Below are 13330 nucleotides of genomic sequence, written 5' to 3' on the forward strand. Positions count from 1 at the left end.
CAGATGCAATTTTGGCGATAAAATTTCAGCATCAAAACAGTAATTAATAATTCATTTTTAAATCCTTTTATTATTTATTGAAAACAAGTCAACCTAGAGAAAGTTCGTCCCTGAAAAATGACATACCCACCAATGTAAAGCACATAATAACTCCGCAAGTCATTAATGCTATTGACCAACGCAGCCCAAAAAGTACAACGAGACGGTTAGCCAAATAAATTAATACCTTGCGTCAACTCATCATGTGTACGGGGGGAGTAATTTAAAATGAATTATTTAAGGTTTTGTCCCCTAACTAAGATTAATAACTAAAATCAAACATGTACAACTGAATAGCATTTTAGCTTTAGCAATTAAGCGTTATAATGACGCAGATATTAACTCAGCAGTTACGGACGGATTATACGCCTTTTATTAATTCGCTTTTTCTTAGATAAAACCAAGTAGAACAGCCCCATGAGCCCAGAACGTTTAGCCCGAATAAATCAGATGCTTGATAATCGCCAAGTCGACCTGACAGTTTGCCTCGATAAAGTCCATAAATCGCAAAATATTGCAGCCGTGGTGCGCACCGCTGATAGCGTTGGCATCCATCAAATTCATGCGGTTATGCCCGATAACAGCCTTTGGGTTTCAGGCAATACTGCATCTGGTAGTCAGCAGTGGGTTAATACCGTCAATCACCGCAATTTTGATGATGCAAATAAGCTATTTAAAGCGCAAAAAATGCAGGTGTTAGCCACCACATTTTCAGACACTGCGGTAGATTTTCGCGAAATCGATTATACCCGTCCAACCGCCATCATCATGGGTAACGAGCGTGATGGTGTCAGCCCTGAAGCCATCGCAGCCGCCGATCAACATATCATCATCCCTATGATTGGCATGGTGCAATCACTGAATGTATCAGTCGCTGCAGCCTTAGTCATGTATGAAGCCCAGCGTCAACGCCAACAAGCTAATATGTACGGTAGCCGCCAGCTTGATCACAGCTACTGCCAAACCATGTTATTTGAACAAGGTCACCCAATATTCGCCAAGGCCTGCCGTAGAAAAAACATCCCATACCCAGCTATCGATCTGCAAGGGCAAATTGATGCTAGCGATGAATGGTGGCAGCGCATGCGCGCGCCAGATCCACAAGCTGAGCTCGGTTAACATTAACCTTTACTGATATTAAACAAGATAAGAATATCCTCAACACTGAGGCCTAGAGTCTCAGTGTTGTCGGCTCTCGCTTCCTCAATAAACATCCTCTAGCGGCTCTTTGATAAATAAAACTCCAGTTGTGAGCAACTTAACCGCTAACAGCGTCTATGCTTATTGTTGTAAATAAAAATTACTTACATAAGGAAATAGGTATGGGGATAACTGCTAAGAATCATTCAAGGGTAAAATTAACAGGAGTTGCCTTAGCAACACTACTTGCGCTTTGTGGCTGTCAATCAACCACCTCTGTCATCAGCGCTAAAAAAGACCTCGATATCAGCGTGACACAAAACACTGGCAGGTGCGTGACGGATAACAATGCCAATATCGGCTCACTCAGCGTATTTACAGCCAATACCCTATCAGGCTATATCGTTGATAATAAATTTGACCAATATGCTAAAGCCCATATTCAGCAATACCAAACCGACATTGTCATCAAAGATATATACCAAAGCGAAGATGCCAGTTGGAGTCAACTTTGTGTCAGCACCCAATTAGATATGACCTTTACCGATAAAGCAGATGCCAGCAAAACATTAACGCTACCTCTATATTTATCATTAGATAAAGGCAGCCCTGTACTTGAGATCCACAGCAATAAAACTGATATTGAGTCAGTAAAAGCCAGTGTCTTTCAAAATAATGCTCGCCCAGGTAAGGCGACGCTAGTGATGAAATGGGTCACCCAATGGCGAGAAGATAATCAAGGAAAAGAGCTGCAGCTTTGGAACGGCGAGCTGTTATCGTTTACCTTTGACGATAAAGGCCAAATAAGCGTAGATGGACAATCAGGGCAACCCTATGTCACCTTCCCAATGCCATCGTATTCTATGGTCAATAACCAGCCGTCACAGTCGGTGCAAAAATTAACTTTTACCCTGACAGTGGTTAATGACCAAGCTGACTAAGGTTTATTCTACTTGCGAATGATGACCATGCTTGTTCAAACTCCATTTGAGCAACATGGGGCCGATTAACGTGGTGATTGCTATGATCACCACTAACTCGGTAAATAATTTATTGTCGATAATGTTCGTCTTCAGCCCCATTTCAGCAAACACTAAGCCGACCTCCCCTCGCGGCACCATAGCGCTACCCACAATAAGTTTCTTTTGCCAGTTACCACCAGCAACCGTGCCGGCAACCAGTTTGCTGGCAATGGCTAACAATGACAGCCACAGCAATACCCCGCTAGTACTGTAATCTAGCTGGCTCAGATCTAAGCTTATTCCAACGTAAACAAAAAATATCGGGGTAAAAACGTCAACTAATGCCTTACTTGATTGCTCCATTTTGTGGGTAAAGGCAAAAGGGTTAACTAGGTAGCGATTGAGTGGTGAGGTAAATTGGCGGCTAAGTGCTAAGCCAACCGCAAAGCCGCCTAACAAGGCTGGCGCACCGAATAAGTGTGCTAGCCATGCAAACAAGCACACTAAAATCATAGTGATGATAACTTCATAACCTGAATTATCGCTAGCCGGTTTTAGTACTCGTGCAAAATACAATAACACCCTAGCCACGGGCGGCGTCAGTAACAAAAACACCAGCACTTTAGTGATAAGTAATAGCGTGCTAAATACATCAAACTCCCCATGGGCTGCAAAGTTGAACAAAATGCTGAGCAAAATCACTCCGCCGATATCATCAAACACGGCGGCGCCTAAGATAATATGTCCCGCGGTCGTTTTTGCATGATTGGCATTAACCAACACCCGTAATGAAATGCCAATACTCGTCGCTGTTAAGGCACACCCAAGAAAAATAGCGGTGAATATTGAGTCGGTAAGATAGTAGGCACCACTCACGCCCATCACAATAGCCGGAACAATAATTCCCACTAAGGCCACGCTTACCGCGCGACCACCAGCTTGATAAAGTCTTTTAATTGAGCTTTCACAGCCAATGGAAAACAGCAGCAAGATCACCCCAAGCTCTGCCAATACAGTCAAAGTAGGATCAGGGCTGATAACATTAGTAAGCGACGGGCCCAATAATAAGCCCGCAAGAATCTCTCCCACCACCTCTGGCAGTTCGAAGCGTTGAAAAATCTCGCCAAAAAGTTTGCCCAAAAACAAAATCAGGCAAAGTGAAATAACAAACTGGTCAACGTTCATATTAACCTTAATCTTTTTATTGTTATTGATTAAATATCGAGCGTTTAGATAACAAAGATCAAGGTTGATTTTTAACCAACTGCTAAGCTTATACTTAGTGTCAGAGGAAATGAAAATGAGTAAATTATTTATTATTTCACAACAGCATCAGCAGCAAACTAATGCCATAAAAGAAGGGATTAACCTCGCTAAACAGTTAGGCTTAGTTCCTGAAATCATGTCCTACAGTTATGAGCCCTTAAGTGGCGATGCTTACTATAATCCCCGTATTGCCGGCGTGGTTCGAGAGCAAGTTCGCGCCGATGATAGCGCCGCAGTGAAGCAACAACTGAGTGTTCTCAATGCCAATGAGGTACAGTTTACTAATATGTGGTGTAAGCATTTAGTTGAACATGTATGTGAGTATGTCACCCCCGACAAGTACGCCATGATGCTAAAATCTATTCATGAATCAGCCTGTTTTCGCCCTTTAGATTGGCAGCTTATTCGTCATATCAAAGTACCGTTGATGTTATTGAGTAATCACCCCTTGCATAAGGCAAATTCAATTTTAATGGCGCTGGACTTGGGCACTAGCGATCCACTAAAACAAGCCCTCAACCAAGATGTAATTACCCAAGCCCAGCAACTTGCTAAGGCTACGGGTTGTGATTTACACCTAGGCTACGTGGTGCGTTTTCCGCAAATACTGCGGGATATGGATATCGTCAATACTCACACCTTAGTGAAAGAAGCTTACCAGCGTTATGACAGCAAGATTGCAAAGCTTGGCCTAGATAAGGAGCATGTGCATATCCTGACAGGCAATGCCGATCTATGCCTGTTCGAATTAAGTTGTCGCCTAAAAGCTCAATATCTTGTTATAGGCGCTCGCCAGCGAGAAGGCATTATTGGATTTATGCTCGGAAATACCGCTGAGTCGATCTTAGAGCGAGTTCGCAGTAACGTTTTAGTGGTGCCACATCGCTTGGCAGATTAATGCCATTGCTATGACCAAAGGTTTTAAGTTACTTGCTAGCTTCATTTTGTACCTCAAAAAGATTACTTAGGACTTAAACGTCTGGTTCGATTAAATCAAGCCCTACCATCGATATGTGCTGTCGTTTGATGGTTGAATTGTATAAGGAAAAATTCAAAGCACGATATCGATTGTAAAGGGTCAGCCCCTCTGCAAGATGTAAACAGCCAACTTATTAGCTATGTATGCTTTCAATCATTGAATAATGGCCACAAACTCACTAGGATCAACTCATCAGATAGCAAACAAGAATTTTCCTATGACCACCGAGCTTTATTTCATCTACGACTCACATTGCCCTTGGAGCTACGCCGCAACACCTTTGGTGAATGCATTACAAGAAGCCTACCCTGAAATGAATGTAAACTTATTACATTGCGCCAATTTCATCGGCAAAGACAGTGCTGGCGAAGAGCAAATGGAAGCGGCAGCAAGAATGAGTGGACTTAAGTTTGGCAGAGATCATATTCGTTATGCCAATAGCCCTAAAAACTCAGTCAAAACCGCTAACCTAATGGGATGGTTGCAAAGCAAGCAAGCGAATAAACAACTGCCTGTACTTAATGCGATTCAAAGAGCACACTTTATCGAAGGTAACCCGCTTGATACTAAGCATGATTTCAATGCTATCGTTGAAAAGTTTAAACTGTCGCCATCAAATAAAGTCTTTAAAGATGAGCTGAGTATGGACGCTGAATACGTACTCGAAGGCATTGCCGAAATCCAACAGGTCATTGGTACTAACAGTTTTCCAGCATTAGTGATGACTGTAGGTGATAACGCCATATTTATCGATCACTCAAAATACATCAGTAGCCCGCATACTGTGGTGGCAGCTGTTGAGCAAGAAATAGCTGCGTTTAAGAAGTAATATAGCTAAGGCTAGTCACAAACAAAAAACCACGGTATTTACCGTGGTTTTTTATTGAAATTAAACCTTTAGAGTTTAATTTAAACGCTGAAAAGCGACCAAGGTTTACAGTAACGCCATTAACTCTTTTAAGGCCACAGCCGATTCAGCGCTGATGTTCTGTTAGAATGCAGCCCATAATAATAACCATATGTACTTATTGGGGTTCCATGAAAGAATTTATCATCATTGGCGCAGGGCAGTCTGGCCTGGCTATGGCGTATAACTTATCGAGCAATAATAAAGACTATCTCATTCTCGATGCCAATGAATATATAGGGGCTCCATGGCTCAAGCGCTGGGACTCTTTAACCCTGTTTACTCCCACTGAATATAACCATCTACCGGGTATGAAATTTCCTTTTCCCAAAGGTTATTACCCCAATAAATATGAAGTGGCAGACTACTTAAAAAGTTATGTAGATAAGTTCTCGATACCGATTGAGTTTAACCAAAAGGTCACCTCGATTAAAAAAGTGAATGGTATTTTTGACATAACTACTGCCAGCACAAGCTATAAAGCCAAACAAGTCATCATTGCCACCGGGCCGTTTCATACCCCTTACACCCCACCTTGTCATGCTGATATTGCCAAAGATGTTGTTCAACTGCACAGTGAAAACTATAAAAGCCCATCTCAACTGCAACAAGGTGATTGTTTAGTCGTGGGTGCGGGTGATTCTGGGGTGCAAATATTATCTGAAATAGCCGATACCGGCCGCACAGTGCATTTTTCTGGCACCAATAAAATCAAAGCCATTCCCCAAGCCTTTTTAGGTAAAACCCTATGGTGGTGGTTCACCAAAATCGGCTTTTTATCGGTTAACCGTTTTAGCAAAATTGGCAAGTGGTTGAGCAGCGGCGTGCAACCTGTCATTGGCACTGACGTAAAATCACTACTAGCAAAAGACAATGTCATCCACATGGGCAGAACCTTGTCAGCCGATGAAAGCAGTATTAAATTTCAAAAAGGCAGTGTGAGTAGCATCAGAAATATTATTTGGGCTACAGGCTTTAAACCCAACTTTTTTTGGATTGACGGTATCTCATTTGATGAAATGAACTACCCCAGCAATTATCGCGGTGTCAGTAATGATATTGAGGGCTTGTATTTTATTGGCTTGCCGTGGCTTTATACCCGAGGCTCTGCCACCCTAGGCGGCGTTTACAAGGATGCGCAGTACTTAATGAATTACATCTCTGAAAACGTTAAAGCGGCTTAAAAGCAGATATCAAGAACGCGCTATTAATATTAATGGCTTGTTCTCTAAAACAAAAAACGGAATGAGTGGCAGCTCATTCCGTTTTTTATTTTTAAGCAAAGTCGTTTAAAAATTCAATTTCTTCTATTGGCCTAACTGATACTTTGCACTTGAGAAGCTAGCAACCAAATGGCTAAGGCAAAAAATATCAGCCCCATAAACTTATTTTGATAGGTTCTAAACTTGTCATTTTTAAGCAGCGGCTTACCTAAACTGCCCACCAAAGCCACCAGCAGTAAATTAAAAGCGAGCCCCATGACGTTCAGTATCAGCCCAAGAGTCAACATCTGCTCGCCTGAGCTGGCACTAAGCTGGGTAGAGACAAACTGCGGCAAAAATAACACAAAAAATATCAGCGCCTTGGGATTAAGCAGGTTACTCATTACCGCGCGGCGATAAAGTAATTTGGCTAAATTATTTTGCTGCTCAATTTCAGGGGCATCAGCTGCGCTGCTGCGCATACAATCCCAGCCCATTTTTAATAAATAAGCGCCGCCTAGCACCCGCAGCACTTCTAATGCCATCGGGTTCATTGCCACTAACGCCGACACACCCATAGCTGCCAGCAAGGTTAAAATAAGCCCAGAGGTCGCATTGCCAAAGCTTGCATACACGCCCACCTTGCGGCCATAACTTAAACTCGAGCTGGCGATCAGCAGCATGTCAGGCCCAGGTATTAGCAGTAAAGCGACCACAGTGGTTAAATAAACAGGAAGTAAAGCCAGATCAATCATGATAAATACAAAATTAGTGATAAAACAGCCGCGGATTCTACAGTTATCCAACATGAATAAAAGTCATCTTGTGTTTAAATGAGATCTTGAGTTGGCAGAGTTTATTTACAGCTAATATTAGAGGCTGATGTTAAAGGCTGATGTTAAAGGCTGAATTAAGCTAAAGATAGCGTAAGCTGAAACAAGCTAAATAGAATTAGCTGCTATTACTTCGCAGCTGCATAGTTCATCAAATTACGGTATGAATCCACATGATACTTGTCACTGCCTCTCACTAAATATAGCCAAAGCTTAAAACACCCAAATCTAAAAAAGTGTTATTGCTGAGCGGCTGCATAGTTCATCAGGTTAAGGTATGAATCGACATAGTACTTGTCACGGTTGGCCGCTAAATAAGCCAATAGTTCAGCATGAGCTTTGGATGATACCGATAAGTAATCACCGCCCACCCCATGAAAAACTAAGTTAATCAGCAAGGTATCTGTAGAGGTATTATTAATATAAGCAATTAACGCTTTACCGGTTTCGCCGGTTGGGTAAATGATGGGGTTAAAGCGTGTGTCAGCGCCGTGGCCTTTAATCGCGGTAAAGAGGTGGTTTACTTTGTTAAGGTACTCTTGACCACCAGTCGAGTCATCATCTAAGCGTAAAGCACTGCCCACCAGTAAATCACCGCAAGGGACGGTATAGGTGCGCTCAGTTTTACCATCAATAGCATTTAAAAAAGTATTAGCAGCACTAAGCTCATCAATCATCTGTGTGACACTATAATGATCAAGGTCTTGCTCTACCTTAACCCAGCCCCTATTGGGCAATGAGGCGCGGCAAGGATGCTGCATACTGTGATTACCTAGCTCATGACCTTGTTTAACTGCAGCTTGCCACTCACTCTTTCGCTGCGCTAATACCGAAGACGTGGAGATAACATAAAAAGAGCCCTTAAAATGATGCTTATTCAGTGCTGGCAACACATTATCTAAATGGCTGTTTAAGGCATCATCATAAGAAAGGCTCACTGCTAGTTTTTCGCCGTTAGGCCAAGTAAACCTTTGAGTTTCAGCTGCCGACGCTGAAAAACAGGCCAATGGGAGTAAGACCATTGACCTTAAAATCTGTAATATTTGTTTATTGATAATCAATTTCGCGCCCATAAAAGTCATGCCAGCCCAGATTTTTATAAATCCAAATATAAAACAAGCTATAAACTAACATATAAATCAGCCTATTATGCATACTCTGACTTTCACTGAGTCGTTATTATTTCGAAATAACAATACGTGGATCTGTGCCTTCATCACAGCCTTCAAGCATCACCAAATAGTCAAAGCTTTCCCCAACGTCAAGCTCTTCTTTCACTTTGCACTTTACTTTACCTTTTTTAAAATTCTTACCACATTGTTCTTTAAGCGGCGAATTTTCGCTAAACTTTAACTTAAATTTGGCTCTATTATTATCGCTCATTTCCCAAGTGATAAAGTCACCTCGCTTAGCGCAGATACACGCTTCAACCCCTTCACATTGCCCTTGCTCACAGCCGCTACCTTCTTTAGGTGTTACCGTGACAGCGCACTCACTGGCAACCAAACTAATGGTTTGATCTTCAGCAAGACTTTGTCGTGAAAACATCCCCAATAGACCTATGAGTGTAACTAAGGTTAATGCTCGAGCTGTGAGTAATGGTTTTATAGTAATATTCATTGCCTTCTTCCTTGTTTTATTGCGTTATGGCATCGCCATGTTGACGTAAACACCTTGAAACTGAATATCTCTAGCCAGCAACTTTTTCGAATAGCCTAATTTAAGGGCATTATCGATATACTGAATAGCCAGTTGTTTTTCATCACAATTTATCGCCGCTATGGCCATATCATAAAAAAGATATGGATCGGGGCTATCTTGTAATTGAGTTGAGGTTATTTTTTGCAATGCCGGTTCACACTCCCCAAGCTCTGATTGATACCTGGCAAACATGGCTTGCATAACATGGTCGTTAGGATTAACTACAAATTGCTCGCGGGCTAATTTATAGGCTTGTTGGTAACTTTCAAGGGCTTGAGTGGTATCACCGGAAAACTTTTCTGCATCCGCTAAATTAGCCCACAACACAGGGTCGTTGGGGCTCAGCTTAATGGCTTTACGATAACTTTGGGCTGCATCAGTAAACTCATATCTAAAAAAGAGTGCTGTCCCAAGGTTTGAGTAAGTTAACGCATTAGGTGCTAAAGATAATGCGGTTTGCCACGCCATAGTGGCCTTTTCTAATTCATCATCAAGAAAATAGGCGCCGCCTAAACTACTGTAGCCATTAGCGTAGTTAGGCTTTAATAATGTGACTTTAAGGTATTTATCTTTGGCTTTTTTATATTGACCATTATTAAAGTAATAATTGCCAAAGCGCTGATAATTTTTCCAGTATCCCGGCTCTAATTGAATCGCATTAGCAAATAAATCCACCGCCTTATCATTGTGACCCAGTTGAGTCTGACTGTCGGCTGCGCCAATAATTGCTTCAATATTTTTAGGGTTAAGGGTTAATGCCTCGTCAAAAAACGCAATAGATTGTGAATAACGGCCACTTAAGCGCTCTAGGTTACCTAAGGCAACTAAGCCTTCTTCTTTTAAATTCGACACCTGAGTCAGTGCATTACAAATTTGCTGGGCTGATTCAAACGTCGCAAGTTTTTTATTTATCTGGTATTGATTTAGATAGGTTTGGCATAAACCAGCGCTGGCTAAGGTAAATTCCCCATCAAATGCCAACGCCTTCATAAAATGAAATTCAGCTTGGGCTAATGTGGCCTGAGTGGGAGCTTTAAACAGCTCGCTTTTACCTTGTATATAACTGTCATAAGCTTTGAAATCATCGGTGCTGATAAGGTCCTGACTATCTAATTCACTCGACTGTGCAATCAGTGATAAGGCATTAAAAAGCTCACGATATATTTGTTTTTGCACCAACAAAATATTGCCGACATCACCTTTAACAACCGAAGACCACACCTGTAAATACGTTTTGATATCAGTAATATGTAATATTATTGAAAATTCACCTGCATTTTCAGTAATGGCGCCATCGACTAAATATCGCACCCCGAGTTTTTCGGCATAGGTGGATAGTTTGCTGTTTTGGGGAATTTCATTTACTGCCCGCTGAGACATTAAATTAAAAGCGCTTTGCTTGCTTAAGGCGCTAATCACTTCGCCTTGAAAGGTGGATTCAAAATAATGTGGTAATTGGCTTTGCTCATCAAACACAAAAGGGATAACCGCAATGAGATTATCTTGAATAGGTAGGCTAGTTTTCAGCGCTGCGACCTTGGGTTTTTCATTATAAATAGAGTCAATTAAATGCAGCGATAAAAAGCCACCTAAAATGGACAACGCGCCAATAAAGAAAAAATCAAACGCCAACTGTTTGTAAAACACCTTTTTCTTCGGATGATTTCTATCAGCTTTAAATAAGTCTTTTTTGACCTTAATATCCTGAAACCATGTGTAAATAAGTAATATTGGAAAACCGACAACCAGTACTAAAACAACAATTTTAATGCCCCAATCAGGCACATTAAAAATCGGAAAGATAATGGCTATAATTTGAATAATGAGCCAAGTCATAATCGAAAAAGCCACGCTAACACGAAATAAATTAGAGTTTTTTAACAGGGCAATATTTAAGTGCCATTGCGGTGTATGTGCGCTATCGGCAGAATGCGTGGTAGACAACGGCGCTTTTAACGCAGCACGCTTTCGGTTAAGCGCCTCTTCATCAAGGGGGGCGACTGTCGCGATTAATCGATAGCCCTTTCGGGTAATGGTTTGGATAAAAACAGGGGACTCTTTGTGATCATCTAAGGCGTGGCGAATTTCGCTAATTACATGGCTCAAATTTCTACGCTTTCGATTAAGTTTCCCCCAACCAAAAGCGAGCAATCGCTGACTTGAAAGCAACTGCTCAGGGTTTGAACATAAATATAATAAGATTTCAAAAGCTTTAGGAGGCAAATGACGCCGTTCCCCATGAACAATCACTTCACCATCGTCGGGTAATACCACAATGTCATTTAACACAAAACCTTGACGTAAGTTAGGGTCGATTCCTTCCATATCGCTTTGATTTCTGCCCTTTGAGTCCATAAAAATTGAGCCTTATAGATTCTAATATTTGCTTGATTATGCGGAAACTTCACTGTTAAATGGGGAGAAACTTGATATTAAACTGAATGTTCAGTCTAGGTAGGTTTTGTATATTGCGCAAACCATGTGAGCCCCTTGATTCAGCGATATTAATCACAAAGAAATGGCTCTAAAGCGGCCATATCAGGCAATGTAGCGATATACATGCTATCTGTAATTTTTACCGGTTCACTTTAGTAACTGAAATTACATACATAAGTAGTACAAGATAATAGAGCATTATATGTACTTTAGTTGTACGACACGCTAAGTGAAGTTTTGTGGAGCTCAGTAAACATTAAATGATGCAGATACATGACTTACATCTTTTATATTTTTGTTCAATTTAGCTTTATTGCAGGTTTTGTTGGGTGTTTATAGCATGAGCTATAAACTCTATATGTTTAAGTCACATTTATTTTAAACGCTAAAAGTCATAAATAAAAACGGCAGCCTAGGCTGCCGTTTTTTTATTATCAAAAACTTTAGAAGCTGTAGTGCGCAGAAATTTGCACGTAGCGTGGTGATTGATAAGAGCTCGCTTTCAAGTAATTAGGGCTTCTTGCTGTTGACCCTTGTTCATAATCGTTCACTTGATCAAACGTTGTAGCTTCTTGATTATTGAACACATTGAACACTGTTGCTTTAAGATTCAAGCCTTCTGCCCACATAGGAGAATAGCTTAAGCCTAGATCCGCATTAAACAACCAAGGAGTACGTCCTTCGTCACCACGTTCTGAAAGTTCTTGCTGACCATCGTCATTCATACAATAGAAGCTTGAAGCTCCATATCGACTGAAGTTTGGCGCATCGTAACCTGTTGTGCCATCACCTGTAAGCATATCGTCAGTTTTAACAAAGCCCTGACAACTCATCGGGATACCTGAAACTAAAGAGATATTAGCTGATACTAGAAGCTCTTCAGTGATTTCATATAAACCAAAAGCTTTAAACTGATGCGTTCTATCTGTTGGTAAGTAACCTTCAGATCCATGCATAAAGTTTTGGTGATCGAAATCCTGCGTTGCACCCGGATCTTCCTGAGCTAACGAAGAGTTTACGTAACCTTCAGCATTACCATGGGTACGTGAAAGCACATATGAGAAGCTCGCTTTCCAGCCATTGCTCATTGCTTTATCAGCGGTAAGCTCTAGACCATAATAATCACGCTTGTATTCTGGTAAGCCGTGATATGAATTAGGTGTAGTGACTGACGTTAGATTACCGTCATTCTCAAGATCCATTGCAATGGTGATATCTTCACCAGGATTGATCAACATACAACCAGCCATAGAGTTAGGGTCAAAATTGTCATACCCATTATCTGCAGCCCAATTAGTAAAGCCATCATGACCACAGAAGTCATCCATACCATTTTGAAGTGCTTTAGCTGTAAATTTAGCTCCTGCACTCCAATCGTCAGTTAAGAACTGCTGATAACCAATAATGAACTCATCTTGATACATTGGAGTTAAGTTTTTATCAGCAATACGTTCAGGCTGTGGTACTTGGTTATCGATAATTGGCTCACCAATAATATCACCAATTGTTACTGGTGCTTCAGTTCCATCAGTCTTACGACCATCAGGCAATAGATACCAGCTTTGATTATAGTTTTCGACTCGAGTCGAGCGAATATTTGTATTTGCTGTTACTGGAATATAGCTACGACCAAGGGTTGTAAATAATTTAGCTGAAGAGTCGCCATTTACATCCCATGAGAAACCTAATCTAGGTGCTATAAGGTTACTAGATTCAACGAATGTTTTACCGTTGCCATCCATATTATTAAATGACTCACTACGGACACCTAAATAAACAAGCATATCATGAGGGTGTAACAGATTCTGTGTAACTGCAATTTAGTTAATATGCTTCACAATTCTGTCTTCGAACTCAATAATAAA

General features: G+C 41.1%; 11 protein-coding genes. 5 read left to right on the top strand and 6 right to left on the bottom strand.

Annotated features, from left to right (window positions below; translation table 11 throughout):
* Positions 1-456 precede the first annotated feature (456 nt).
* Together trmH and Q4533_RS16565 are read left to right on the top strand one after the other, a co-directional pair.
* The gene (gene trmH, locus Q4533_RS16560; RefSeq protein ID WP_102440436.1) at positions 457-1158 is read left to right on the top strand and encodes a tRNA (guanosine(18)-2'-O)-methyltransferase TrmH; all 702 of its coding nucleotides are present in this window, start codon (positions 457-459) and stop codon (positions 1156-1158) included.
* Positions 1159-1361: 203 nt separating this feature from the next.
* Positions 1362-2120 carry a hypothetical protein gene (locus tag Q4533_RS16565; protein ID WP_102476687.1) on the top strand — a complete coding sequence of 253 codons (759 nt, stop codon included), beginning with the start codon at positions 1362-1364 and terminating at the stop codon, positions 2118-2120.
* 3 nt (positions 2121-2123) lie between these two features.
* Here Q4533_RS16565 and Q4533_RS16570 read toward each other — a convergent pair whose 3' ends face one another.
* Complete coding sequence (locus Q4533_RS16570) at positions 2124-3326, bottom strand: cation:proton antiporter (RefSeq protein ID WP_303503387.1); 1203 nt, start codon at positions 3324-3326, stop codon at positions 2124-2126.
* Between the two features lie 115 nt (positions 3327-3441).
* Between Q4533_RS16570 and Q4533_RS16575 the strand changes: the two genes are divergently transcribed.
* The 3 genes from Q4533_RS16575 to Q4533_RS16585 all read left to right on the top strand — a co-directional run bounded on the left by Q4533_RS16575 (position 3442) and on the right by Q4533_RS16585 (position 6477).
* Positions 3442-4305, top strand: coding sequence for a universal stress protein (locus Q4533_RS16575; protein ID WP_303503389.1), 864 nt, complete (start codon positions 3442-3444; stop codon positions 4303-4305).
* A 298-nt stretch (positions 4306-4603) separates the two neighbouring features.
* The gene (locus Q4533_RS16580; RefSeq protein ID WP_102476685.1) at positions 4604-5215 is read left to right on the top strand and encodes a protein-disulfide isomerase; all 612 of its coding nucleotides are present in this window, start codon (positions 4604-4606) and stop codon (positions 5213-5215) included.
* A 209-nt stretch (positions 5216-5424) separates the two neighbouring features.
* On the top strand, positions 5425-6477 hold the full coding sequence (locus Q4533_RS16585) for an NAD(P)/FAD-dependent oxidoreductase (protein WP_102476684.1): 1053 nt from the start codon (positions 5425-5427) through the stop codon (positions 6475-6477).
* Between the two features lie 131 nt (positions 6478-6608).
* Here the strand turns inward: Q4533_RS16585 and Q4533_RS16590 are convergent, their stop codons facing one another.
* The 5 genes from Q4533_RS16590 to Q4533_RS16610 all read right to left on the bottom strand — a co-directional run bounded on the left by Q4533_RS16590 (position 6609) and on the right by Q4533_RS16610 (position 13249).
* On the bottom strand, positions 6609-7250 hold the full coding sequence (locus Q4533_RS16590) for a LysE family translocator (protein WP_198589375.1): 642 nt from the start codon (positions 7248-7250) through the stop codon (positions 6609-6611).
* 317 nt (positions 7251-7567) lie between these two features.
* Positions 7568-8350, bottom strand: coding sequence for a polysaccharide deacetylase family protein (locus Q4533_RS16595; protein ID WP_102440447.1), 783 nt, complete (start codon positions 8348-8350; stop codon positions 7568-7570).
* Positions 8351-8507: 157 nt separating this feature from the next.
* Entirely contained in the window at positions 8508-8948 is a 441-nt protein-coding gene (locus tag Q4533_RS16600; RefSeq protein ID WP_303410711.1) for a hypothetical protein, read from the bottom strand.
* Positions 8949-8972: 24 nt separating this feature from the next.
* A complete protein-coding gene (locus Q4533_RS16605; protein WP_303503392.1) occupies positions 8973-11384 on the bottom strand; it encodes a winged helix-turn-helix domain-containing protein in 2412 nt (803 codons plus the stop codon).
* Between the two features lie 524 nt (positions 11385-11908).
* Complete coding sequence (locus Q4533_RS16610; RefSeq protein ID WP_303503394.1) at positions 11909-13249, bottom strand: hypothetical protein; 1341 nt, start codon at positions 13247-13249, stop codon at positions 11909-11911.
* Between the last annotated feature and the right edge of the window lie 81 nt (positions 13250-13330).

The sequence above is a fragment of the Shewanella sp. 6_MG-2023 genome (assembly GCF_030547195.1).
GTDB lineage: Bacteria > Pseudomonadota > Gammaproteobacteria > Enterobacterales > Shewanellaceae > Shewanella.

Excerpts from the sequence above, each read along its gene's own strand:
- trmH (WP_102440436.1), top strand. The coding sequence starts at position 457 with ATGAGCCCAGAACGTTTAGCCCGAATAAATCAGATGCTTGATAATCGC.
- Q4533_RS16565 (WP_102476687.1), top strand. The coding sequence starts at position 1,362 with ATGGGGATAACTGCTAAGAATCATTCAAGGGTAAAATTAACAGGAGTT.
- Q4533_RS16570 (WP_303503387.1), bottom strand. The coding sequence starts at position 3,326 with ATGAACGTTGACCAGTTTGTTATTTCACTTTGCCTGATTTTGTTTTTG.
- Q4533_RS16575 (WP_303503389.1), top strand. The coding sequence starts at position 3,442 with ATGAGTAAATTATTTATTATTTCACAACAGCATCAGCAGCAAACTAAT.
- Q4533_RS16580 (WP_102476685.1), top strand. The coding sequence starts at position 4,604 with ATGACCACCGAGCTTTATTTCATCTACGACTCACATTGCCCTTGGAGC.
- Q4533_RS16585 (WP_102476684.1), top strand. The coding sequence starts at position 5,425 with ATGAAAGAATTTATCATCATTGGCGCAGGGCAGTCTGGCCTGGCTATG.
- Q4533_RS16590 (WP_198589375.1), bottom strand. The coding sequence starts at position 7,250 with ATGATTGATCTGGCTTTACTTCCTGTTTATTTAACCACTGTGGTCGCT.
- Q4533_RS16595 (WP_102440447.1), bottom strand. The coding sequence starts at position 8,350 with ATGGTCTTACTCCCATTGGCCTGTTTTTCAGCGTCGGCAGCTGAAACT.
- Q4533_RS16600 (WP_303410711.1), bottom strand. The coding sequence starts at position 8,948 with ATGAATATTACTATAAAACCATTACTCACAGCTCGAGCATTAACCTTA.
- Q4533_RS16605 (WP_303503392.1), bottom strand. The coding sequence starts at position 11,384 with ATGGACTCAAAGGGCAGAAATCAAAGCGATATGGAAGGAATCGACCCT.
- Q4533_RS16610 (WP_303503394.1), bottom strand. The coding sequence starts at position 13,249 with ATGCTTGTTTATTTAGGTGTCCGTAGTGAGTCATTTAATAATATGGAT.